This window comes from Microvirga sp. P5_D2, from assembly GCF_054049475.1.
This window is the reverse complement of record NZ_JBFUMH010000051.1, coordinates 1-22857: the sequence shown is the minus strand read 5'-3', so window position 1 is coordinate 22857 and position 22857 is coordinate 1. Positions and strand designations below refer to the sequence as shown.

The window sequence follows — 22857 nt, the reverse complement described above, 5'->3', positions numbered from 1 at the left end:
GCCGCGTGCCGGCTCCCCGCAATGCCATGCTCCGGGCCATACTCATCATGCTCTGGCTGGCGCTCGCCGGGCTGTGGGGCAGCAATGCCGCCCTCGCCCACGCGGCGCTGGTCGAATCCCATCCCGCGGACGGGGCTGTCGTGGAGGAGGCCCCGGCCGCCGTCCGCCTGCACTTCAACGAGCCCGTCTCGCCCCTCGTCGTCAGCCTGACCGATGCCCGCGGACATGTGCATCGCGGCCTTGACGTTGCCGCGCGCAACGAGGTGCTGGAAGTGGCCATCCCCGGCGATCTTCCCCGGGGGAGCCATGTCCTGAGCTACCGCGTGACGTCGGGCGACGGCCACCCGATCGGCGGATCGATCGTGTTCTCGGTCGGCGCTGCAACGGAACCCGGGACCAAGCCCGCCCTTGAGGGAGACGACGCCGTCCGCCGCGGTCTCTGGCTGGCGCGTGTTGCGTTGTACTTGGGGCTGTTCGCGGGCGCGGGAGGCGCATTCTTCCAGGCCTGGCTCGCGCCCGGCCTCAAGGCAGGCCGGATTAGGCGCGTCCTGATCGGCTTTGTCGTCCTCGGCATCCCGGCGGCCGCGATGTCCCTGGGCCTCCAGGGCATCGACGCCCTCGGGGAGACGCCCGCGTCCCTCGGTACCGCCGCAGCGTGGGCCGCCGGATGGCGGACCTCGTTCGGACCCACGGCCGCGATCGGGGCCACCGCCCTCCTCCTCGCGGCAATTGGCCTGCACGGATCGACGGGACAGCGGCGGGCGTGCAGTCTTGCCGCCATGACCGGGGTCGGGCTGTCGCTGGCCTGGAGCGGTCATGCCAGCGCCGCCGCCCCGCAATGGCTCACGCGCCCGGCCGTGTTCCTCCACGCGGTGGCGGTCGCCTACTGGGTCGGGGCGCTGGTCCCCCTCGCTTTCGCCGTCCGGCAGGATCCGGCATCGGCGCTTCCGGTTGTCCGTCGGTTCTCGACGGGTGCACTCGCCGCTGTCGCGGTGCTGACGCTGGCAGGTGTCCTGCTGGCGGTAATCCAGGTCGAGGCTCCCGCGAACCTGACGGGAACGGAGTACGGACAGGTCCTGATAGCTAAGACCCTCCTCGTCATCTCCCTGCTCGGTCTGGCGGCGCTGAACCGCATCCGGCTGACGCCTGCGCTGGCGATGCCAGGAGGCTCCGGCGGCGCGTGGCTGGTCCGGTCGGTCGCTGCCGAGATCGTCCTGTCCGTCGCCATCCTGGGCTTGGTGGGGCTTTGGCGGTTCACCCCGCCGCCGCGGGCGCGGGCAACGGGCATCGAGGCTGCGGCGTCCGCGAGCGTCCACCTGCATTCGCCGCGGATCATGGCGCAGGTCACCCTCTCGCCCGGACGGGCCGGAGCCACGCGGGCGCGGATCGTCGTTGCCTCCGGTCGCGCCGAGCCGATCAGCCCGAAGGAGGTGACCTTGGTCCTGGCCAGGCCGGATGCCGGGATCGAGGCTATCGCCCGTCCGGCACGGCAGGACGGCCGGCAGGGATGGCTGGTCGACGGCCTTGTCCTGCCGCAGGCCGGCGCCTGGCAGGTCAAGGTCGACATCCTCGTCGACGACTTCGAGAAGGCCAGCCTCGAAGGGAGCATCACGGTCGTACCGTAAGTCCCGGCGGGTCCCGCAGCTAGCCGCGTTGCAGCTCCGGAAGGTCGTTCCTCAGCCAAGCGAGGCGGGCGATGGCCCTGCCAGCCAAGGCCTGTACCCGGTGCAGTGACTCCTCGTCTTGCAGGGTGTCACCCGCCTCGAGGTAGCGCTCGGTGAGAAGCTCGGCCAAGGCCACCGGATCGTCCGTGACCGCGTCCGCAGACACGGCTCCGCCCAGGGCAAGGGGGGACCCGTCCAGTTCCTCCGCGTGCCGCCGCGCCTCCCCGGCCAGTTGCCTGAGGGGCGCGAGCTCCGGCGACGGCGCCTTTGCGACGACAGCTTCGAGAAGGTCGGCGAGACGGCGCTCGAGGRCAGCCTCTTCAACTAAATCCCCCCGGTTCTCCGGGTCCCGGTCCGTCGCCTTGCGCCCGGCGTGGAAAGCCTGCCTGCGCTCCCGCCGGAGGGTCGCCACGTGCCCCAGCTCCTCGTGCGCCATGGCCTCCGCCGCCTGCCGGATCTCAGGGGTCTCCGCATGGGCGGCGACGTAGCTCCAGAAGGCGAAGGCGCGCTCCTCGTTGCGCACCGCCATGGAGAGCGCCCGGTAGGCGCTCAGGAGCCGGGGGTGAGCCGTGGCGACGCCTTCGTCGTCGAAGGTCTCGGGAGCCACCCAACGGATCCGGGCGGGATCGGGCGCCTGACCCTTCGTTCGCTCCGACCAGTGCACGACGCTGTCGAGGTGACCCTGCTCGTCGGCCGACAGGCGCTCGAACACCTCCGCCAGCGCGGGATCACCCTCCTGCCGCATCCGCGCGGCGATCTCGGCATAGCGGGTCGCGGCCTCCTGCTCCATCGCCGCAGCGATCGCGAACAGCTCCTCCAGGGACTGGACGGAGCCGACGGGTTCGGATTTCAGAAGGGACATCGGCACTCTCCGCACGACGCAGGAAGTCGGCGTCAAGGGTTGACAGGGCATCCTCGCTTCGGCCAGTTTGACGCAAATCAATGCACGCCCGAAAAGCCAATAGCATGATCGTTCTGGGCCTCGCGAGATCGATTTCAACAGCCCCGGAAAGATCGCGACCTTCCATCGGAACCAATCCGATCTGAAAGCCGTTAGCGTTTTTCTGTTCAGAAGCACAAACGCAACTCTGGACGGTCCCCTGTTGGCAAAAACCTATTCGCCCGGTCCCACCCGACATCTTGCGAATACTCGTTTAACGCTTCCTTGGATTGCGGCCCTGCTCGGGGCCATGATGGTTCTCCTCTGGGTGTCTCCCGGCATGGCAGCAGGGCGCGTGCAGGAATTCCTCCCGAAGGCACAGCCGGCCGATTTCTTCCCCGGGGCCGACAGGTTCGGCGCACCGCAGGGCGATCCGCCGCTCGTCCCTGTCCACCAGGGCGACCAACTGCTCGGCTACGTCTACCTGAATTCCGACGTCACGGGTGCCACCGGATATTCCGGCAAGCCCATCCATCTGCTGGTCGGCATCGATCCGAACGGTGTGATCACCGGGATCAAGCTCGTCGACCACAAGGAACCCATCGTCCTCATCGGCATCCCCGAGCGCCGCATCGTCGATGCCATGAACAAGCTCATCGGCAAGGACATGAGGCCGGTCTCCGCCGGCGCCGAGCGCCCGCCCCAGGTCGACATCGTCAGCGGCGCGACCGTGACGGTGCTCGTGATGGGTGACAGCGTCGTGCGGTCCGCCGTCCGGCTCATCCGCAGTGGCCGCCTCGGGACGGGCGGCGCGCAAGCCGCCGGGGCTGCCGTGCCTGCACCGGCCGCCACGAGGACCGTCGACCTTTCGAAGAGCGAGGTCCGCGACTGGCAGACCCTCCTCGGCGACGGCTCGGTCCGGCGCCTGTCGCTGACCGTCGGCGAGGTCAACGAGGCCTACCTCCAGGCCGGCAACCAGGCGGCGGCCAACAACGCCGAAACGGGTGACCCGAACGACACGTTCATCGACATGTACGTCGCCCCCGTCAGCGTGCCCACCATCGGGCGCAGCCTGCTCGGGGATGCCGCCTACGACCAGCTCAAGGCACGGCTCAAGCCCGACCAGCAGGCCATCGTGGTGGCCGGCGACGGCGCGTACTCGTTCAAGGGATCCGGCTATGTCCGCGGTGGCATCTTCGACCGCATCGAGCTGCTCCAGGACGGCCAGAGCACGCGCTTCCGCGACCGCAACCACACCCGCCTCGGCGATCTCGCCGCCGCGGGCGCGCCGGCCCTGCGCGAGATCGCCCTGTTCGTGGTGCCCGAGGACTTCAAGCTCGACCTCACCGAGCCTTGGCAGATGCAACTCCTCGTGCAGCGCAACGTCGGCGCGCGTGACAAGGCCTTCCTGACCTACAACCTCGAATACGCGCTGCCGGACCAATATCTCCGGATCGAGCAACCTCCCACCCCAGTACCTACACCCGCACCAGCCCCGGTCCAGCCACAGCAGCAGGCTCAAGCGCAAGGTCAGCTTGCTACGCCGTCTCCTGCTCCCGCTTCTGCCGAACCGTCCCTGAACGATGCCGACGCGCTCGCGGCCGGGGAGATCGAGGAGCCGCTCTGGCTCAAGATCTGGAAGACCAACACCGTCTCCATCGGCATCGCCGCCTTCGCGCTGCTGGTGCTCACCGCCATCTTCTTCTTCCAGGATGCCCTGGTGAAGCGCCCGAAGGTCTATGTCTGGGTACGACGGGCATACCTGACCTTTACCCTCGTCTGGCTCGGCTGGTACGCCAACGCGCAGCTCTCGGTCGTGAACGTCCTGACCTTCACTAACTCGCTCATCACGGACTTCAACTGGGAATTTTTCCTGGCGGCCCCGCTGATCTTCATCCTGTGGGCGGCGGTCGCGGCGGGGCTGCTGTTCTGGGGCCGCGGCCCCTTCTGTGGCTGGCTCTGCCCGTTCGGTGCACTCCAGGAGCTGACCAATAACATCGCGCAATGGCTGAAGGTGCCACAGATCACGGTGCCCTGGGGCCTGCACGAGCGCCTGTGGCCGATCAAGTACGTGATCTTCCTCGGCCTGTTCGGCCTCTCGCTGTACAACGTCGCGCTCGCCGAGGTCTTTGCCGAGGTCGAGCCGTTCAAGACCTCGATCATCCTGAAGTTCGTCCGTGACTGGCCCTTCGTGATCTATGCGCTGGCCCTGCTCTCGGTCGGGCTGTTCATCGAGCGCTTCTTCTGCCGCTACCTCTGCCCCTTGGGCGCCGCCCTGGCGATCCCGGGCCGGATCCGCACCTTCGAGTGGCTCAAGCGCTGGCCCGAATGCGGCTCGCCCTGCCAGCGCTGCGCCAAGGAGTGCCCGGTCCAGTCGATCCATCCCGAGGGGCAGATCAACGTCAACGAGTGCATCTACTGCATGCATTGCCAGGAGCTGTACCACGACGATCACCGCTGCCCGCACATGATCCAGGTCCGGCTCAAGCGCGAGAAGCGCGAGGCCCTTTCGTCGCCGTCCATGCGCCAGAACAAGGACGGCGGCAGCGGACCCGCTAAACCCATCATCACCCACAAGGGAAAGGCCGTCGGAGCACCCACGGACGAACCGACCACGGCCGATTTCCCGACCTCCGCCTCATGACCAAGAAGGAGACACAGATGTCACAGGACGACAACAAGAACGGCCTCAGCAGACGCCAGTTGCTCGGGACGACCGCCGCAGTGGCGGCGGCCGGCGCGACAGGGGTCGCCGGGGGTGTCTCCCTGAAGGACGCGGGAGTGATCACGCCGGCCGAGGCGCAGACGGCTCCGGCCGCCCGGCCTGCCGCCAGCGCCAACAAGTACGAAGTCAAGCCGGGCGAGCTCGACGAGTACTACGTGTTCTTCTCCAGCGGCCAGACGGGTGAGGTCCGCATCGTCGGCCTGCCCTCGATGCGCGAGCTGATGCGCATTCCGGTGTTCAACCGCGACAGCGCGACCGGCTGGGGCCAGACCGACCAGAGCCGCAAGATCCTTACCGAGGGCCTGACTCCCCAGAGCGTCGAGTACCTGAAGGACAAGGGCGGGGTCTACACCGCCGGCGACCTGCATCACCCGCATCTGTCCTTCACCGAAGGCACCTACGACGGGCGCTACCTGTTCGTGAACGACAAGCTCAACACCCGCGTCGCGCGCATCCGCCTCGACGTGATGAAGTGTGACAAGATCCTCCAGCTCCCCAACCAGCACACGGTGCACGGGCTGCGCGTGCAGAAGTACCCGCGCACAGGCTACGTGTTCTGCAACGGCGAGGACCGAGTGCCGATCCCGAACGACGGCAAGATCCTGGACGATCCGAAGCAGTACTCCTCGATCTACACCGCGGTTGACGGCGACACCATGAAGGTCGCCTGGCAGATCAGGGTCGACGGCAACCTCGACAACACCGACGCCGACTACCAGGGCAAGTACTCCTTCGCCACCTGCTACAACTCGGAGGAAGGCGTGACGCTGGCCGAGATGATGGCCAAGGAGCAGGACTGGGTCGTCATCTTCAACCTCAAGCGCATCGAGGAGGCGGTGAAGGCTGGCAAGGCCGAGATGATCGGCGGCGTGCCCGTCCTCGACGGCCGCAAGGGCTCGCCCTACACCCGCTACGTCCCGGTGGCCAACAGCCCGCATGGCATCAACACGGCGCCGGACGGCATCCACGTCGTGGCGAACGGCAAGCTGTCGCCGACCGTCACCGTCTTCGATGTGCGCAAGTTCGACGATCTGTTCGAGGATAAGATCCAGCCGCGCGACACGGTGGTTGCGGAGCCGGAGCTGGGCCTCGGGCCGTTGCACACCGCCTACGATGGCAAGGGCAACGCCTACACGACGCTGTTCCTCGACAGCCAGGTGTGCAAGTGGAACATCGACCTCGCCAAGCGCGCGTTTGCAGGCGAGAAGGTCAACCCGGTCCTCCAGAAGCTCGACGTGCACTACCAGCCCGGCCACAACCACACCTCCATGGGCCAGACCAAAGAGGCGGATGGCAAATGGCTGATCTCGCTGAACAAGTTCTCGAAGGACCGCTACCTCAACGTAGGACCGCTCAAGCCCGAGAACGACCAGCTCATTGACATCTCGGGCGACCGGATGGTGCTCGTGCACGACAGCCCGAGCTTTGCCGAGCCGCATGATGCCACCATCGTGCACCGCTCCAAGATCAACCCGGTGCACACCTGGAAGCGCGACGACCCGTTCTTCGCCGACGCGGTGCAGCAGGCCAAGGCGGACGGCGTGGATCTCATGGCGGATTCCAAGGTGGTCCGTGACGGCAACAAGGTGCGGGTCTACATGACCTCGGCCGCGCCGGCCTACGGGCTGGAGAGCTTCCAGGTCAAGCAGGGCGACCAGGTGACGGTGTTCGTCACCAACATCGACGACGTCGAGGACCTGACGCACGGCTTCGGCCTCGTCAACTACGGCATCAACATGGAGGTGGCGCCGCAGGCGACGGCCTCGGTCACGTTCACGGCGGACCGGCCCGGCGTGTACTGGTACTTCTGTTCCTGGTTCTGCCATGCCATGCACATGGAGATGAAGGGCCGGATGTTCGTCGAACCGCGGGCGACCTGACGACATGACAAGCATTCGCACCATTGTGCGCCTGGGGCTGGCGGCTTTCGCCGCCGGCCTCGCCCTGCCCGCGTGGGCGGAGCGGATCGCCGTCTCCACAGGCGATGCGCTTCAGGAGGTCATCGACGTGGCCGCCGAGGGCGACGTGATCGTCCTCAAGCGTGGAGAGCATCGCGGCCCCATCCATGTGACGCGCAAGGTGACGCTGGAGGGCGAGCCGGGCGCGATTCTCAACGGGTCCGGCAAGGGGAGCGTCGTCACCGTGTCCGCTCCGGGAGCCGTCGTGCGCGGGCTGACGATCCGCGGTTCGGGCCGGGATCTCGAAAAGATGGACTCCGGCGTCTTCGTCGAGAAAACGGCGGCCGGCGCCATCGTCGACGGCAATCGGATCGAGGGGAATCTTTACGGCGTCTACCTGCACGGATCCGAGGATGCCGTCGCGCAGGGAAACACGATCATCGGGATCCAGGAAGGTCGCCTGAACGAGGCCGGCAACGGCATCTCGGTCTGGAACGCTCCCGGCGCCAAGGTGCTCGACAACAGCGTCCAGTACGGGCGCGACGGGATCTTCGTGATCACCAGCAAGCGCAATGTGTTCTCGGGCAACCGCTTCCGCGACCTGCGCTTTGCGGTTCACTACATGTACACCAACGACAGCGAGATCACGGACAACGTGTCAGTCAACAACGCGGTCGGATTCGCGCTGATGTTCTCCAGCCGGCTGAAGATCAGCGGCAACGTGTCGGACGGCGACCGCGACCACGGTTTCCTGTTCAACTACGCCAACGGCTCCGAGATCACGGGCAACAGCGTCCTCGGCCGTCTTCAGCCGGCCGAGCGCTGGACGACGGCAGGAACGCGCGGCAAGGTTGACAAGGAGCACGCCGTGCCGGGACAGGATGATATCGCCGCCGATCAGGTCGCCGGCGCGCGGCCGGGTCCGACGAAATGCGTGTTCATCTACAATGCCAACCAGAACAAGTTCCGGGACAACTGGTTCGAGGGCTGCGAGATCGGCATCCACTTCACCGCCGGATCCGAGCGCAACGAGATGGTCGGCAATGCCTTCATCCGGAACCGTAACCAGGTGAAGTACGTCAGCACGCGCTACCTCGACTGGTCCAAGGACGGCCGCGGCAACTACTGGAGCGACAACCCGGCCTTCGACCTCAATGGCGACGGGCTGGGCGACAGCGCCTACCGCCCGAACGACCTCGTCGACAAGGTGCTCTGGACTGCGCCGCAGGCCAAGGTGCTGATGAACAGCCCCGCCGTGCAGGTGATCCGCTGGGCGCAGGCACAGTTCCCGGCCCTGCTGCCCGGCGGCGTGGTCGACAGTCATCCCCTCATGGCGCCACCCGCGCGGCCCAAGACAGTTGCGGAAGGAGGCCGGCCATGACCGGGACCGTCGAGATCCGTAACGTCGTCAAGCGCTTCGGCAAGGTCGAGGCGGTACGCGACGTCTCGTTTGGTCTTCCCGAAGGCGAGACGGTGGCGCTCGTCGGCCACAACGGCGCCGGGAAGACCACCCTGATGAAGCTCATGTTGGGGCTGATCCGGCCGACGAGCGGCAGCATCAGCGTGTTGGGCGACGATCCGGCCGCAGGGCAGTTCGAAGGCCGTCGCAGGCTCGGCTACCTGCCCGAGAACGTCTCGTTCAATGCAGCCCTGACAGGACAGGAAACGCTCGCGTTCTACGCCCGTCTCAAGCGCGAGCCCGCCAAGACCGTTGCGCCGCTTCTCGACCGCGTCGGCCTCACCCATGCCGCCAACCGTCGCGTCGGCACGTACTCCAAGGGCATGCGCCAGCGCCTTGGCCTCGCCCAGGCGCTGCTGGGCGAGCCTCGTGTGCTCCTGCTCGACGAGCCGACTACCGGCCTCGACCCGGCTCTGCGCCACAGCTTCTACGAGATCGTCGAGGAGTTGCGCGGGCGCGGTGCGATGGTGCTCCTATCCTCGCATGCCCTGACCGAGCTGGAGGAGCGTGCCGGGCGGGTGATCATCATGAACCGCGGCATCAAGGTTGCGGATGGCACGCTTGACGAGCTGCGGCGCATCGCTCGCCTGCCGACCCGCATACGCCTCAAGGTCACGGACGCGGGGCTCGCCAACGTGCCGAACTGGCTCGGGCCGCTTGACGGCTGGCGTCGCGTCAACGGCCACATGGTGGAAATCGACGCCTCGCCCGAACGCAAGATCGAGGTGCTGCGGCGCGCCACTGACGAGGGCGCCCCGGTTGAGGATCTCGACGTGATCCCGCCGACCCTTGACGAGCTCTATGCCCATTTCCTTCTGTCGCAGGAGGCTTCGCGATGAGAAACATCCTGATCGTCGCGCGCAAGGAGATCCAGGAAGGCCTGCGCAACCGCTGGGTTCTCGCAACAACTTTGCTGCTGGCGGGTCTTGCGCTGTCACTCACCTTCCTCGGTAGTGCGCCGACGGGCACTGTCGGCGTGCGTGCACTCGACGTGGTGATTGTGAGCCTCTCCAGCCTCACCATCTTCCTGCTGCCCCTAATCGCGCTGCTGATCTCGCACGATGCCATCGTCGGCGAGATGGAGCGCGGCACCATGTTGCTGCTGCTCAGCTACCCGGTCGGGCGCTGGCAGGTGCTGCTCGGCAAGTTCGTCGGCCACCTGTCGATCCTCGCCTTTGCGACGCTGCTCGGCTATGGCGCTGCCGCCGGGGCACTGGCCGTCATGGGCGAGACCATCGACGCGGAGAGTTGGACGGCGTTCGCCGCGATGATCGGGTCCTCGATCTTGCTCGGCGCCGCCTTCATCGCGATCGGCTACCTGGTCAGTGCGCTGGTCCGCGAGCGCGGCACCGCCGCCGGCATCGCCATCGGCATCTGGTTGGTGTTCGTGCTGATCTACGACATGGCGCTGCTCGGCCTGCTCGTCGTCGACCAAGGACAGACGCTCTCCGGAGGTCTCCTCAACGCCCTGCTGCTGCTCAACCCAGCCGACGCCTATCGCCTGTTCAACCTGACGGGATCAGCGGGCGTGGGCGCCTTCTCGGGCATGGCTGGGGTGGCGCAAACCGCCACCTTGAGCCCCTCCGTCCTTCTCGCCACGCTGGCCGCCTGGGCCCTCCTACCCCTCGGCCTCGCGGCGCTCGCCTTCTCCAGGAGAGAACTATGAGACAGATTGCCCTCCTTGCCGCCTTCGCGGGTGCGCTCATCCTGTCCGGGTGCAACGAGCAGAAGACGGCCGCGGTACCGCCTCCGCAGGAGATGACGGACTTGGCCATCGGCCGCTACTGCGGCATGAACGTGATGGAGCATCCCGGCCCCAAGGGGCAGATCATCCTCGCGAGCCAGAAGGAGGCAGTCTGGTTCTCGTCAGCGCGCGACGCGATCTCGTTCACCCTGCTGCCCGAGGAGCCCAAGGACATCCGGGCGATCTACGTGTCCGACATGGCCAAGGCGCCGAACTGGGACGAGCCGGGAGCAACGAACTGGGTCGACGCGAGGCAAGCCTCGTTTGTGATTGGCAGCCGCAGGCAGGGCGGCATGGGCGGCGAGGAGGCGGTGCCGTTCTCCGACAAGGCTGCTGCCGACAAGTTCGTGGCTGAGAACGGCGGGCGCGTCGTGTCGTTCTCGGAGGTGCCGAACGATTACGTTCTGGGTGGTACGGCTGAGCTGACAGGTTCGGTGGAGCAAGAGCCTGGAAGTGATGAGGCACAAGGAGGCCATGGCGATCACGTCGGCCATGCCGCACCCGCCGCTCCGCAGACCGGCCACGTCCACTAGGAGTCCGCCATGCCCCTCCCCTCCCGCAGGCGTTTCATTGGGATCACGGCGGCAGCGGCGGGCCTGGGCCTTCTCCCGCTCGGACAAGCGGCCAGGGCCGAGGCCTCCCTGGTGACGTGGCAGGGTCAGGCCATGGGCGCTGCGGCTACGATCCAGATCCATCACCCGGACCGCGCCGTAGCCGAACGGCTCGTCGAGCGCTCGCTGGAAGAGGTGCGTCGCCTCGAGGCCGTGTTCAGCCTTTACCGGGAGGATTCCGCACTCGTGGCGCTGAACCGCCATGGCATCCTGGTTGCTCCGCCGGCCGATCTGGTCCGGCTCCTGGCCGAATGCCGCCGCTGCTGGGAGCTGACAGGCGGGGCCTTCGACCCGACCGTGCAGGCGTTGTGGACCCTTTACGGCGATCACTTCTCGCAGCCGGGTGCAGACCCGCACGGGCCGCCCGAAACTGCCCTTCGTGAAGCCATGGAGCGCGTCGGCTACGATTCCGTGAGATTCGACGCAAACCGGATCGCCCTGTCCCGACGCGGCATGGGCCTGACGCTGAACGGCATCGCCCAAGGCTACGCCACCGACCGCGTGGTGGACATCCTGCGCGCGGGCGGCATCGCGAGCAGCCTCGTGGACATGGGCGAGCCGCGGGCGGTGGGGTCGCGCCCATCGGGCGAGCCCTGGCACGTTGGCATCGCCGATCCGGACAACCCCGAGAGCGTTCTCGAAACCGTCAACGCCGTCGACCAAGCCGTCGCCACCTCCGGCGGTTACGGGTTCCGCTTCGATCCCGGAGGCCGCTTYAACCACCTGTTCGACCCGCGCACCGGCGGTTCGGCGCATCGGTACCGGAGCGTGACGGTCGTCCTGCCAACCGCGACGTCCGCCGACGCCCTGTCGACCGCCTTCAGCCTGATGCCGCCTGACGGGATCGAAGCGGTGCTGCATCGGCTCGGAACGGGCCAGGCGCGGCTCGTCACGGCAGCGGGCGAAAGGATCCTTCTCCATGCATAGACCCACAACMGCCCGTACGCCAGGAACAGCACCCGCCGCAGATCATTGACCTCCCACCCCAACGGCAGGAGATCCGACGATGAAGGCACACCTCACGGCAACCGCGCTCTGTACCCTGCTCCTGGCCCTGCCCGCAGGGGCCCAGCAGGACCAGACCCGCTCCACCACCCCCTCCCGGGCCGAAACCAACCCGACAAGCAATCCGATGGCGGACCCGCACAAGGATGGCGGCCGGCCGGAGAGCCATGGCGGCACCGTGCATGCACCTCAAGTCGGCCAGGGCGCTGCCCTGCCGGCCGACATGAAGCCGACCGTCGAGAGCCTCGCCCGCAATACGGTCACGGCGCAGCAATACGGCAACTTGGCCTCCAAGCGGCACACCAGCGGCGCGGTGCACGATCTCGGCGACCAGATGGTGCTCACGAACAGCCGGATCAACCGCGCCCTGGCCGCGGCGGCCCCGGATCTGGGCAACGTGCAGATCCCGGAGAAGGAACGCGGCACCTTCGACAGCTTGGCGCGGGATGCGGACGCGACGCAGTTCGGCGCCAATGTCGCGCAGTGGGTCGTGCAGTCCTATCCGCAGGCGATCAGCGACCTGGAGAAGCTGGGGCAGCAGGGCCAGTTCAGCGAGCTGGCGGGTTCGGCCATGCGCGAGATGAGGTCCCAGCTCTCGGAGGCCCAAAGGATCCTCCAGTCCGCGAGCGCGTCACCGAACGGGCAGCCGACCTCGACAGGCACCGTCACCGACCCGAAGAAGAAGTCCGACTGATCCCCGTCTCACTCCCGGGCCGGGTCGGCTGTCGGAGCCGACCGTGGGTTTCCCGCATCGATTCAGTGTCCGACAAACCAGCAAGGAGTCTTTCATGCGCTTTGCCCTGATCGTCCCCATCGCCCTGGCGTTCAGCCCGGTGGCCGCCCAGGCCCAGGATGCCGCAGCCGGCGAAAAGGTGTTCGCCGTGTGTAAGGCCTGCCACCAGATTGGACCTAATGCGAAGAACGCCGTCGGTCCTGAGCTGAACGGCGTCATCGGCCGCCACTCCGGCTCCGTCGAAGGCTACAACTACTCCCCTGCCAACAAGAACTCCGGCCTGACGTGGGACGAGGCGACGTTCGCCGAGTACATCAAGGATCCGAAAGCCAAGGTGCCCGGCACCAAGATGGTCTATGCCGGCCTGAAGGACGAGCAGAAGATCAAGGACCTGATCGCCTACCTCAAGCAGTTCGATGCCACCGGCCAGAAGGCCGCAGCCGTCGAGGGCGGGATCCGGGTCGCCGGCCGCTGAACCGCGTCCGCCATCCCGCACGCGCCACGGCCCAGGAGTTGCCCATGCTCACCGCCGCCGACGTCATGACCACCACCGTCGTCACCGTCTCACCCGAGACCCCAATCACCGAGGTCGCGCGCCTCCTGCACGAGCGCGGCATCAGCGGCGTTCCCGTGCAGGAGGCGGATGGCAAGGTGGTCGGCATCGTGAGTGAGGGCGACCTGATCGGGCACGCCGGCGCCATCGGCGAGCAGCGGCGCTCCTGGTGGCTGCGGCTTCTCACCGGCGAGGATGCCTTAGCCCGCGACTACGTCAAGACCCATGGCCGGACCGTCAAGGACGTCATGACACCCCGGGTGATCACCGTGCCGGAAACCGCGTCCCTGGCGGACATCGCCCGGCTCATGGAGCGGCACGGGATCAAGCGCGTGCCCGTGGTGCGGGACGATCGGCTGGTCGGCATCGTCTCGCGCGGCAACCTGCTCCAGGCCTTGGCCGCCACGGACATATCGAAGGACGTGAACGCCAACGACCGGGCAATCCGGGAGCGCCTCACCGCAGAGCTCAAGGCGCAGCCTTGGGCCTCCACGCTGACAAGGAACATCGTCGTGGAGAAGGGCACCGTTCACCTCTTCGGCTTCGTCCGCAGCGAGGAGGAGCGGCGGGCCCTGAGGATCGCGGCCGAGAACGTACCCGGCGTGACCACGGTGGAAGATCACCTCATGCGTCGCGAGCCGAGCGGGGGCATTTGGTTCATTTGCCGACCCGCGTTCTCACGCCTGCTGCCGAAAGCCTCGACCGGCTTGCGCGAACGCTGAACGGTAGGCTGTCCGTTCGAGGGTTGCCCTTGGTCATGTCCTGGTCCGGGCCGCAGCCAAGGCGGCATGGATGTGGTCCAGGAGCGCATTGTCCTCAAGTGGCTTCTCGAGCACATCCAGAATGTCGGGATGGACGCTGCATCCCGCCAGATCGTGCGTCGTCCCGGACGTGATCAGGATGACCGGACAGTGCTGCTGACGCTCCTCGAGCCGCTCCACCAGCTCGATCCCGTTCATCCCCGGCATGTTGCAGTCGATAACCAGGCAGCCGCACGAAGCAAGGTCCGGGTCCGCCAGGAGTTCGGCTCCGCTGCCATAAGTACGGACGGTCAGGCCCTCCATCTCGAGGGCGAACCTCAGGGACCTGCGCACGGCAAGGTCGTCGTCCACCACAAGGACGCATTCGGCAATTCCGGGCATGCCGGTCCCTGCCTCCGTTCCGCTCGGGCGCCCGCAGGGTGCGGTCCGCTACGGGAGAACCATGCCGAAGGGAGGTCATCGCCTCCAGTCCGGTATTGTCCTTAAGGGCCGTCGCGGATGGCCCGTTCTTGCGCTGGATCAAGGCTGAGGCGGGCCGAGCCGTCCGGAATGCGACCCTTTGTGTCCTTGAGACCAGCCGCCGAGACTTCCGGACAACCTGGGTCCAAGCCAAGAAGGCCATGCCCCTCCACACGGCGCACGCCCGGTTCCCGACGGGCGGCCCTGCCCTCTCCCGCGTCAGGTCGAATCCGCCTGTCGGTGGAGGCCTTCTCGGTGCGGTGTCAATGGCGACTTGGACAACCTCTGATCCGGACAGTCACTTAAGGAATTCACCTGAGTTGGATGGATGCAGGTATAGGTCCATGGTTTTCACAGGGCCGAGTTCCTGCACCTTGGGGTTCCAAAATGATTGAGGGCCTCGTACCGAGGCGCCCAGCCACCAACCCGTGTCATAGCGAAAAGGAATCAAAGATTGCCGCCTTATGGAGGAGGGACGATGCAAGGTTGACGTCGCTCCAATTGCTTCCGATTGTGGCAGCTCAGGCATTCGGCTAAGAACATGGCAACATCGCCCGCAGTCGCGCAAACGTAATGATAACCCCAAGGGCATGAATGCTTCACGTCCACAACGAGGGATCAGCATGGTTCAGCAGCTAACCACCGGCGAGCGCCAGAACGCCCTGGTCATCCTTGTTTGCGTCTTCGTTGTGGGCATCGCTATGGCGGCAGCCGGCGGTTACGACCCGCTCGGCATGCATGGCGTGATCGTCCTGCTCTTCGGTGGTGCCCTCGGCGCCTTGGTCATGAGGTCCTACTACGAGCCCGAGCCGCCCCAGGACCGTCCGTCGCACTACTACGACGACCCAACCAAGGCCGGCATCGCCCTGACGCTGGCCTGGGCGATCTTCGGCATGTTCATGGGCGTGTGGACGGCCGCGCAACTGGCGTGGCCAGACCTCGCCTTCGATGCCGCATGGTCGACGTTCGGGCGCCTGCGGCCGACCCACACGACCGGCGTGATCTTCGGATTCGGCGGCAACGCCCTCATCGCCACCTCCTTCCACGTCGTGCAGCGCACCTCCCGCGCCCGCCTGGCAGGCCAAGTCAGCCCCTGGTTCGTGCTGCTCGGCTTCAACCTGTTCTGCATCCTCGCCGTCACCGGCTACTTCATGGGCGTGACCCAGTCGAAGGAGTACGCGGAGGCGGAATGGTACGCCGACCTGTGGCTGGTGGTCGTCTGGGTCACCTACTTCGTGCTCTTCCTGCGCACCATCGCCCGGCGCAAGGAGCCGCACATCTACGTCGCCAACTGGTACTTCATGGCGTTCATCGTCGTGGTGGCCATCCTCCACATCGTCAACAACCTGGCTATCCCGGTCTCGTTCGGGCAGGCCAAGAGCTACACCATCTGGGCCGGCGTGCAGGATTCCATGGTGCAGTGGTGGTATGGCCACAACGCCGTCGCCTTCTTCCTCACGGCGGGCTTCCTGGCGATGCTCTATTACTACCTGCCGGTGCGGGCCCAGCGCCCGATCTTCTCCTACCGGCTGTCGATCCTCAGCTTCTGGGGCATCACCTTCTTCTACATGTGGGCCGGCTCGCACCACCTGCACTATACCGCCTTGCCCCACTGGGTGCAGAACCTCGGCATGACGTTCTCGGTGATGCTGCTCGTCCCCTCCTGGGCCTCGGCCGGCAACGCGCTGCTCACCCTCAACGGCGCTTGGCAGAAGGTCCGGGATGATGCGACCCTGCGCTTCATCTTCGTGGCCGTGGTCTTCTACGGGCTGTCGACCTTCGAGGGCTCGTTCCTCGCAATCCGACCGGTCAACGCCCTCTCCCACTACACCGACTGGACTGTCGGCCACGTTCATGCGGGAGCGCTCGGCTGGGTGGCCTTCATCACTTTTGGGTCGATCTACACCCTGGTGCCCTCGCTCTGGAAGCGGGAGCGCATGTATTCGCCGGTGCTGGTCGAGGTCCACTTCTGGCTCGCCGTGGCCGGCACCCTCATCTACGTTTTCTCGATGTGGAACTCGGGCATCCTCCAGGGCCTGATGTGGCGCACGTACACGCAGGAGGGCACGCTTGCCTATTCCTTCCTCGACTCGCTTGTCGCCATGTACCCGTACTACATCGCGCGCGCCTTCGGCGGCCTTCTCTTCCTGCTCGGCGCGATTGTCGCCGCCTTCAACATCTGGATGACGGTGCGCGCTGTGCCCGCTGCCGTGGGCCAACGTGCGGACGTGCCGGACACGGGGCTCGCCCCCGGCGCCGCGGCCACCCCGGCGGAGTGACATCATGGCCGAACTGTTTCACCGCAAGTTAGAGCGCACCGCCATCGGCTTCGTCATCGCGATCATCGCCGCCGCCAGCGTCGGGGGCCTCGTCGAGATCGCGCCGCTCTTCACCATCCACGAGACTGTCGAGGACGCGCCGGACCTGCGCCTCTACACCCCGCTGGAGCTCGCCGGGCGCAACATCTATGTCCGCGAGGGCTGCTACGCCTGCCACAGCCAGATGATCCGCACCCTGCGTGACGAGGTCGAGCGCTATGGCCCCTACTCGCTGGCGGTGGAGTCCAAGTACGACCACCCGATGCTGTGGGGCTCGAAGCGTACCGGCCCGGACCTCGCCCGCATCGGCGGCAAGTACTCCGACTTCTGGCACGTCGCGCACCTGACCAACCCGCGCAGCGTGGTGCCGGAGTCGAACATGCCGGCTTACAGCTTCCTCGCCCGCACCGCCCTGGAGACGGAGGACCTCGGGCGGCACCTGCGGGCGCAGCAGGCGCTCGGCGTGCCCTACACGGACGCCATGATCGCCAATGCCGCCGGCGACGCCTTCGGGCAAGCGGCCCCCGACAGCCCATTTGCGGCGGGGGTGACCGAACGCTATGGCGAGAAGACGCAGGTCAGCGCCTTTGACGGCGTCGTCACGCAGCTCACCGAGATGGACGCCCTGGTCGCCTACTTGCAGGTGCTCGGGCGCCTGACCGATGCCGCCTACTCCAACACGGCCGCGCCGCAACAGGCGCCCAATCCCACGAATTGATGAGGACGAAGGAGGTCAGTTTATGGACATCGACCACGACACCCTCGTCGGCTTCGCCAAGAGCTGGGGCCTGTTTTATTTCATCGCCTTTAGCATCTGCGTGGTGGTCTACGCGTTCTGGCCGTCGAACCGGAAGCGTTTCGACGACGCTAAACGTAACATTCTCGATGGGGACGACCGGCCATGGCAGTAGAGGAACGCGATCCCGTCAGCGGCCGCGAGACGACGGGGCACGAGTGGAACGGCATCAAGGAGCTCGACACGCCCGTGCCGCGCGGCGTGCTGATGTTCATCATCGTCACGCACGTGTGGGCGCTGCTCTGGTGGATCCTGATGCCGACCTGGCCGATGGTCACAACGTACACCAGGGGCATCCTGAGGATCGACCAGCGCCAGGCCGTGCAGCAGGATCTGGTCGCCGCCCAGGCCGAGCGCGCGGCCTGGATGAAGGCCATCGAGACGGAGAGTTACGAGCAAATCCAGTCCAATGAGGATCTGATGAGGGTTGTCCGCTCGACCGGGCGCCAGCTCTTCGGCGACAACTGCGCCGCCTGCCACGGGGCCGATGGCAGGGGTCGCGCCAACTATCCCGACCTGACCGACGACGACTGGCTTTGGGGCGGCGATGTGGAGAAGATCGCCGAGACGATGCGGCTCGGTATCAACTCGCGCCATCAGAACACCCGGGTCGCGCAGATGCCGGCCTTTGGGCGCGACGCGATCCTCGACCGGACCCAGGTCGCGAACGTCGCGACCTACGTGCAGTCGCTGTCCAATCCGGCCGTGTCGACGCCGCAGAACGGCGCCCAGATCCATGCCGGCCGGGAGATCTTCCTCACCACCTGCGCCGCCTGCCACGGCGAGGACGGCAAGGGTAACCGCGAGGTCGGGGCCCCCAACCTGACCGATCAGTTCTGGCTTTACGGCGGCGATCTTCAGACTCTGATCAACACGATCCATGGCGGGCGGCAGGGCCACATGCCAACCTGGGATGAGCGCCTGACCCCGGCGGAGATCAAGATCCTGGCCCTGTACGTCAACTCCCTGAGGGACGCGAAGCGATGACGGCCGGTCCTGTGACAAAGCGGGCCAGGTGGCCTGTGCTGGCGTGGCTCCTGGCGGCCGCTGTGCTCCTCGTCGTGGTAGCTGCCAACGCGCATCTCGTTTACGTCGCGGTGGCCTCCCAGCCCGACTGCGTCGCCCACCTGAAGGAGGCAGGCACCCAGGCGGGCGCGTTCCGGGCGGCGAAGCCAGCCTGCTGAGGAAGATCAAGCGATGCACGATTTCGGGGAAGGCAGATGAGCGAAGCGGACCAGTCCTACGGCCTTTTGAGCGAGACCTCCAGCATCGACGAGACGCGCAACCCGGCGCGGCAGCGCCACCTGCCGGCGCAGGCCGCGCTCGACTGGCTGCGCGCCGGCTGGCGCGACCTGCTGGTCCAGCCGGGCCTCAGCCTCGCCTACGGCATTGCGGTCTTCGTGATCACCGCCATCCTCGCCTGGGCGCTGATCGCCTCGGGGCGGGACTACATCCTGTTTCCCGCCATCGCCGGCTACATGATCGTCGCGCCCGTGCTGGCCATTGGCCTCTACGAGAAGAGCCGCGCCCTGGAGGCCGGGGAGCGGCCGACGCTGCGCACCATGCTGCTTGTGCGGCCGAGGGCCGGGGCGCAGATCTTCTACACCGGATTGCTGCTCTGCCTGCTGATGCTGCTCTGGAACCGGGCCGCGGTCCTGGTGTACGCCCTGTTCTTCGGCGTCCGGCCCTTCCCGGGGTTCGACGGGGTCGTCGGCATCCTTCTCACGACGCCGGTCGGCTGGGCGATGCTGGTCGTCGGGACGCTCATCGGCGGGCTGTTCGCGGCCTTCGGGTTCGCGATCAGCGTGTTTTCGATCCCCATGCTGCTCGACCAGCGCACGGACGCCCTGACAGCCATGGGCACGAGCATGGCCATGGTGTGGAACAACCTCACCCCGATGATCGCCTGGGGTGCCGTCGTGCTCGCGCTGTTCGCGGTCAGCGCCGTCACGGGCTTCCTCGGCTTCATCGTCATCTTCCCGCTGCTGGGCCATGCCACCTGGCACGCCTATCGGGCGATGCGCTGATGCGGCCCCGGCATGAGAGACCAGGCGACGGACGGCGATGACCTGCTGCGCTCCCATCGGCGTTCCTCCTGCCTTTGATGGCCTGCGCCACCCCGGCGCCGCGCCGGAGGAGATCCGGCTGGCCAGCCGCGACCTCGGCGAGGGAACGCGCCAGACGGACCTATCGGTGCCCGAGGTGAAGTGCGCCGCCTGCATCGCGGCGGTGGAGCGGACGTTGGCGAAGCTGCCCGGCGTCGAGGCCGCCCGGGTCAACCTGTCGACGAAGCGCGTTGCAGTCCGCTGGAACACCGCCGACGGCAAGCCGCCGGACCTAATTGGCGCCCTGCGCGGCATCGGCTACGAGGCCCATCTGTTTGCGCTGGAGCAGGATGCGAAGGACACCGAACTGGCGCGCCTCGTCCGTGCGTTGGCGGTGGCGGGCTTCTGCGCGATGAACATCATGCTCCTGTCGGTGTCGGTCTGGTCCGGGGCCGACGCCGGCACGCGCCAAGCCTTCCATCTCATCTCGGCCCTCCTCGCCCTCCCGGCCCTCGTCTACTCCGGCCGGATCTTCTATGCCTCGGCCTGGTCGGTGCTGCGCCATGGCCGCACCAACATGGACGTGCCGATCTCCATCGGCGTCTCGCTCGCCTTCGCCCTCAGCCTCTACGACACGCTCCACAATGCACCGCATGCATACTTCGATGCGGCGACCTCCCTGCTGTTCTTCCTGCTCATCGGGCGCACGCTCGACCACGTGATGCGCGAGCGGGCGCGCTCCGCCGTGGCAGRCCTGGCGCGGCTCGCCCCCGCGGGCGCCACGGTCATCCTGGACGGGCAGCCGCTCTACGTCCCGGTGTCGGAGATCGAGCCCGGTGCCGCGGTGCTCGTCGCCGCAGGCGAGCGCATCCCCGTCGACGGCGTGGTCGAACAGGGGATGTCCGAGCTCGACTGCTCGCTCGTCTCGGGGGAGTCCGCGCCCCGAAGGGCCGCCCCGGGAGCAGCGGTCCAGGCAGGCGTGATGAACCTCACCGGGCCGCTGACGGTCCGGGCGACGGCGCGGGCCGAAGACTCGTTCCTGGCGGAAATGCTCCGCATGATGGAGGCAGCCGAAGGCGGCCGCGCTCGCTACCGGCGGCTGGCCGACCGCGCCGCYGCACTGTACTCGCCCGTCGTCCACACGCTGGCCCTGCTGTCCTTTGTGGGTTGGCTGGTCGCCACCGGGGACTGGCATTCATCCGTCACCATCGCCATCGCTGTCCTGATCATCACCTGCCCGTGCGCCTTGGGGTTGGCGGTGCCCATCGTGCAGGTCRTCGCCGCGCGCCGTCTGTTCGAACGGGGGATCATGGTCAAGGACGGTTCCGCCCTGGAGCGTCTGGCTGAGGTCGACGCCATCGCCTTCGACAAGACCGGCACCCTGACGCTGGGCCGGCCCACCCTGGTCAACGCGGGCGAGGTCTCGCCGTCGGCGCTGCGGATCTCCCTGGGAATGACCATGGGCTMGCGCCATCCGGCGGCACAGGCGATTGCCGAAGCCGCGGCGCAACGGGTGGGCGATGTTCCTGCATTCGACCGGATCGAGGAGGTCCCGGGCCTCGGGCTCGAAGCCCGGCTCGGTGACGCCGCGTACCGGCTCGGCCGGCCGGACTGGGCGGCAGGGCAATGGGTTGAGGATGACGCCTCCACAGCCGCCTCGATCTCGGTCCTGGCCCGAGATGGCGAACTGCTGGCGACCTTCGTGCTGGAGGACCAGGTCCGCCGCGAGGCGCGAGAGTCGGTGGGCAACCTGGTGCGTCAGGGACTGACGGTGGAAGTCCTCTCGGGCGACCGTGAGGCCGTGGTCGAGGACCTGGCGGCGAGACTCGGGATCCGTGACTTTGCGGCGGGGCTCCTGCCGGCGGAAAAGGTGGCCCGAGTCGCGGCGCATGAGGCCGCGGGCCGGAAGGTTCTGATGGTCGGGGACGGCCTGAACGACGCGCCCGCCCTGTCGGCCGCCCATGTGTCCATGGCTCCCGCCACCGCGGCCGACATCGGTCGCAATGCCGCGGATTTCGTGTTTCTGAACGAAAGCCTGTCCGCCGTTGGCGACGCCTTTGGGATCTCACGCCGGTCCCGGCGGTTGATCCTCCAGAACTTTGCCCTGGCGGTCGGCTACAATGCCCTGGCGGTGCCGGTCGCCGTGCTGGGCTATGTGACCCCTCTCATTGCAGCAGTCGCCATGTCGCTGTCCTCGATCATCGTCGTCGCCAATGCCATGAGGCTGTCACCGGCGCGCAAGGCCGCATGAGGCCAAGGATCCGGAGGAGCATCGGATGGGTTCCATGTGGTGGTTAATCCTCATCGCGCTCGGCATGGGACTGAGCGGCCTAGCCGCCTTCCTGTGGTCCCTCCGCAACGGGCAGTACGACGATCTCGACGGGGCGGCGGAACGGGTCCTTCTCGAAGAGGATCCGGGCGACGAAGGTCAGGCCCGTCCGGACAGGTGATGTTCCCCGCATCTCGGGGCCCATTCGGCACCGGGCGCGGCGCTCAGCCTCGGTTAAATGAGGCCGCGGATCACAGCCACCAGCGTCATGCCGAGTGCCGCGAGACTCGGCACCAGCACGGCGGCACCCGAAGCCAGGGCGAGTATCGCCACCCAGTCGAACGGCTTGTCAACAAAGCGAGGCACGATCCGCTCCTCCTTCCCCTAGTTGTTCCAACGAATCCCAAACCACCTCCGTTCCAGCAGTTGCCCCAAGCTGTTCGGTGCCTCTAACCCAAAGAGCGCAGAAGCCGGGAGTGCGATCACGGGTGCTGGCCGGCAGGTAGGGACGCAGGCATCGACGGATCTGAAAGGACACGTGCACAAGGAGCAGCCTACCGCGCTCGCAGCACCCTTGCACGCCTACGGAAACCTCCTGAGCCGGACGACGGTGGCTGCTTGATGCAGATCAACCGCGGCGTGTTGCGGATGGCGTAAGGTTGCCATCGTCACAACATCAGGCTTCACCATGCCCATGATCACGAAGCCGGTCCTTGTCGTCGACGATGACGCCGCCGTCCGGCAATCGCTGAAGTTCGCCCTGGAGCAGGAGGGTTTCGAGGTGCGCCTCTACGAGGATGGTGCCCAACTCCTGGCCGAGGGAGCGCTGCCTCCGACCGGCTGCCTTGTCGTCGACCTCACGATGCCCGGGATGGACGGCATCGCCCTCATGGACAGGCTGCACGAGCGTCATGTTGCGCTCCCCGCGATCCTGATC

Annotated in this window: 22 protein-coding genes; 19 read left to right on the top strand and 3 right to left on the bottom strand. The window is 66.9% G+C overall.

Annotated features, from left to right (window positions below; translation table 11 throughout):
* The first annotated feature begins 5 nt into the window (after positions 1-5).
* Complete coding sequence (locus tag ACXJKO_RS14915) at positions 6-1625, top strand: copper resistance CopC/CopD family protein (protein ID WP_457091873.1); 1620 nt, start codon at positions 6-8, stop codon at positions 1623-1625.
* Between the two features lie 19 nt (positions 1626-1644).
* Here ACXJKO_RS14915 and ACXJKO_RS14910 read toward each other — a convergent pair whose 3' ends face one another.
* Positions 1645-2526: a ferritin family protein gene (locus ACXJKO_RS14910; protein ID WP_457091872.1), complete on the bottom strand. Its 882-nt coding sequence runs from the start codon at positions 2524-2526 to the stop codon at positions 1645-1647.
* Positions 2527-2857: 331 nt separating this feature from the next.
* Here ACXJKO_RS14910 and ACXJKO_RS14905 point away from each other — a divergent pair, with 331 nt between their 5' ends.
* The 10 genes from ACXJKO_RS14905 (at position 2858) to ACXJKO_RS14860 (ending at position 13994) form a co-directional block, all read left to right on the top strand.
* Positions 2858-5188: a 4Fe-4S binding protein gene (locus tag ACXJKO_RS14905; protein ID WP_457091888.1), complete on the top strand. Its 2331-nt coding sequence runs from the start codon at positions 2858-2860 to the stop codon at positions 5186-5188.
* Between the two features lie 17 nt (positions 5189-5205).
* Positions 5206-7149, top strand: a complete 1944-nt coding sequence (nosZ, locus tag ACXJKO_RS14900) for a TAT-dependent nitrous-oxide reductase (protein WP_457091871.1) — start codon at positions 5206-5208, stop codon at positions 7147-7149.
* A gap of 4 nt (positions 7150-7153) precedes the next feature.
* Entirely contained in the window at positions 7154-8548 is a 1395-nt protein-coding gene (locus ACXJKO_RS14895; protein ID WP_457091870.1) for a nitrous oxide reductase family maturation protein NosD, read from the top strand.
* The gene (locus tag ACXJKO_RS14890; protein ID WP_457091869.1) at positions 8545-9465 is read left to right on the top strand and encodes an ATP-binding cassette domain-containing protein; all 921 of its coding nucleotides are present in this window, start codon (positions 8545-8547) and stop codon (positions 9463-9465) included. Before ACXJKO_RS14895 ends, ACXJKO_RS14890 begins: the two co-directional genes overlap by 4 nt.
* The gene (locus ACXJKO_RS14885) at positions 9462-10292 is read left to right on the top strand and encodes an ABC transporter permease (protein ID WP_457091868.1); all 831 of its coding nucleotides are present in this window, start codon (positions 9462-9464) and stop codon (positions 10290-10292) included. The genes ACXJKO_RS14890 and ACXJKO_RS14885 overlap by 4 nt, the downstream gene beginning before the upstream one ends.
* Positions 10289-10903 (top strand): nitrous oxide reductase accessory protein NosL, encoded by a 615-nt coding sequence (locus ACXJKO_RS14880; protein WP_457091867.1) that lies wholly within the window; start codon positions 10289-10291, stop codon positions 10901-10903. Before ACXJKO_RS14885 ends, ACXJKO_RS14880 begins: the two co-directional genes overlap by 4 nt.
* Positions 10904-10912: 9 nt before the next feature.
* Positions 10913-11908 (top strand): FAD:protein FMN transferase, encoded by a 996-nt coding sequence (locus ACXJKO_RS14875; protein WP_457091866.1) that lies wholly within the window; start codon positions 10913-10915, stop codon positions 11906-11908.
* Positions 11909-11987: 79 nt separating this feature from the next.
* Positions 11988-12680 (top strand): hypothetical protein, encoded by a 693-nt coding sequence (locus tag ACXJKO_RS14870; RefSeq protein WP_457091865.1) that lies wholly within the window; start codon positions 11988-11990, stop codon positions 12678-12680.
* Positions 12681-12774: 94 nt separating this feature from the next.
* Positions 12775-13194, top strand: coding sequence for a c-type cytochrome (locus tag ACXJKO_RS14865; RefSeq protein ID WP_457091864.1), 420 nt, complete (start codon positions 12775-12777; stop codon positions 13192-13194).
* Between the two features lie 44 nt (positions 13195-13238).
* A complete protein-coding gene (locus ACXJKO_RS14860; protein ID WP_457091863.1) occupies positions 13239-13994 on the top strand; it encodes a CBS domain-containing protein in 756 nt (251 codons plus the stop codon).
* A 33-nt stretch (positions 13995-14027) separates the two neighbouring features.
* On the opposite strand, the gene ACXJKO_RS14855 is transcribed toward ACXJKO_RS14860, so the two are convergent.
* A complete protein-coding gene (locus tag ACXJKO_RS14855) occupies positions 14028-14414 on the bottom strand; it encodes a response regulator transcription factor (protein ID WP_457091862.1) in 387 nt (128 codons plus the stop codon).
* A 701-nt stretch (positions 14415-15115) separates the two neighbouring features.
* Here ACXJKO_RS14855 and ccoN point away from each other — a divergent pair.
* From ccoN to ccoS, 7 genes are all read left to right on the top strand, one after another.
* Positions 15116-16771, top strand: a complete 1656-nt coding sequence (ccoN, locus tag ACXJKO_RS14850; protein ID WP_457091861.1) for a cytochrome-c oxidase, cbb3-type subunit I — start codon at positions 15116-15118, stop codon at positions 16769-16771.
* Positions 16772-16775: 4 nt separating this feature from the next.
* Positions 16776-17528 (top strand): cytochrome-c oxidase, cbb3-type subunit II, encoded by a 753-nt coding sequence (ccoO, locus tag ACXJKO_RS14845; protein WP_457091860.1) that lies wholly within the window; start codon positions 16776-16778, stop codon positions 17526-17528.
* A 22-nt stretch (positions 17529-17550) separates the two neighbouring features.
* Positions 17551-17721: a cbb3-type cytochrome c oxidase subunit 3 gene (locus ACXJKO_RS14840; protein ID WP_262031278.1), complete on the top strand. Its 171-nt coding sequence runs from the start codon at positions 17551-17553 to the stop codon at positions 17719-17721.
* Positions 17712-18593 carry a cytochrome-c oxidase, cbb3-type subunit III gene (gene ccoP, locus ACXJKO_RS14835; RefSeq protein WP_457091859.1) on the top strand — a complete coding sequence of 294 codons (882 nt, stop codon included), beginning with the start codon at positions 17712-17714 and terminating at the stop codon, positions 18591-18593. The genes ACXJKO_RS14840 and ccoP overlap by 10 nt, the downstream gene beginning before the upstream one ends.
* Positions 18594-18826: 233 nt before the next feature.
* Complete coding sequence (locus ACXJKO_RS14830) at positions 18827-19633, top strand: DUF2189 domain-containing protein (protein ID WP_457091858.1); 807 nt, start codon at positions 18827-18829, stop codon at positions 19631-19633.
* Between the two features lie 37 nt (positions 19634-19670).
* Positions 19671-21902, top strand: a complete 2232-nt coding sequence (locus tag ACXJKO_RS14825) for a heavy metal translocating P-type ATPase (RefSeq protein WP_457091857.1) — start codon at positions 19671-19673, stop codon at positions 21900-21902.
* A gap of 25 nt (positions 21903-21927) precedes the next feature.
* Positions 21928-22101, top strand: a complete 174-nt coding sequence (gene ccoS / locus ACXJKO_RS14820) for a cbb3-type cytochrome oxidase assembly protein CcoS (protein WP_457091856.1) — start codon at positions 21928-21930, stop codon at positions 22099-22101.
* Positions 22102-22154: 53 nt separating this feature from the next.
* Here the strand turns inward: ccoS and ACXJKO_RS14815 are convergent, their stop codons facing one another.
* The gene (locus tag ACXJKO_RS14815) at positions 22155-22286 is read right to left on the bottom strand and encodes a hypothetical protein (protein ID WP_457091855.1); all 132 of its coding nucleotides are present in this window, start codon (positions 22284-22286) and stop codon (positions 22155-22157) included.
* Positions 22287-22608: 322 nt separating this feature from the next.
* Between ACXJKO_RS14815 and ACXJKO_RS14810 the strand changes: the two genes are divergently transcribed.
* On the top strand, positions 22609-22857 hold a 249-nt coding region (locus tag ACXJKO_RS14810; RefSeq protein WP_457091854.1), incomplete at its 3' end, for a response regulator transcription factor.

Excerpts from the sequence above, each read along its gene's own strand:
- ACXJKO_RS14895 (WP_457091870.1), top strand. The coding sequence starts at position 7,154 with ATGACAAGCATTCGCACCATTGTGCGCCTGGGGCTGGCGGCTTTCGCC.
- ccoN (WP_457091861.1), top strand. The coding sequence starts at position 15,116 with ATGGTTCAGCAGCTAACCACCGGCGAGCGCCAGAACGCCCTGGTCATC.
- ACXJKO_RS14905 (WP_457091888.1), top strand. The coding sequence starts at position 2,858 with ATGGTTCTCCTCTGGGTGTCTCCCGGCATGGCAGCAGGGCGCGTGCAG.
- ACXJKO_RS14870 (WP_457091865.1), top strand. The coding sequence starts at position 11,988 with ATGAAGGCACACCTCACGGCAACCGCGCTCTGTACCCTGCTCCTGGCC.
- ACXJKO_RS14830 (WP_457091858.1), top strand. The coding sequence starts at position 18,827 with ATGAGCGAAGCGGACCAGTCCTACGGCCTTTTGAGCGAGACCTCCAGC.
- ACXJKO_RS14860 (WP_457091863.1), top strand. The coding sequence starts at position 13,239 with ATGCTCACCGCCGCCGACGTCATGACCACCACCGTCGTCACCGTCTCA.
- ACXJKO_RS14855 (WP_457091862.1), bottom strand. The coding sequence starts at position 14,414 with ATGCCCGGAATTGCCGAATGCGTCCTTGTGGTGGACGACGACCTTGCC.
- ACXJKO_RS14865 (WP_457091864.1), top strand. The coding sequence starts at position 12,775 with ATGCGCTTTGCCCTGATCGTCCCCATCGCCCTGGCGTTCAGCCCGGTG.
- ccoO (WP_457091860.1), top strand. The coding sequence starts at position 16,776 with ATGGCCGAACTGTTTCACCGCAAGTTAGAGCGCACCGCCATCGGCTTC.
- ACXJKO_RS14880 (WP_457091867.1), top strand. The coding sequence starts at position 10,289 with ATGAGACAGATTGCCCTCCTTGCCGCCTTCGCGGGTGCGCTCATCCTG.
- ccoS (WP_457091856.1), top strand. The coding sequence starts at position 21,928 with ATGGGTTCCATGTGGTGGTTAATCCTCATCGCGCTCGGCATGGGACTG.
- ccoP (WP_457091859.1), top strand. The coding sequence starts at position 17,712 with ATGGCAGTAGAGGAACGCGATCCCGTCAGCGGCCGCGAGACGACGGGG.
- ACXJKO_RS14885 (WP_457091868.1), top strand. The coding sequence starts at position 9,462 with ATGAGAAACATCCTGATCGTCGCGCGCAAGGAGATCCAGGAAGGCCTG.
- nosZ (WP_457091871.1), top strand. The coding sequence starts at position 5,206 with ATGTCACAGGACGACAACAAGAACGGCCTCAGCAGACGCCAGTTGCTC.
- ACXJKO_RS14840 (WP_262031278.1), top strand. The coding sequence starts at position 17,551 with ATGGACATCGACCACGACACCCTCGTCGGCTTCGCCAAGAGCTGGGGC.
- ACXJKO_RS14890 (WP_457091869.1), top strand. The coding sequence starts at position 8,545 with ATGACCGGGACCGTCGAGATCCGTAACGTCGTCAAGCGCTTCGGCAAG.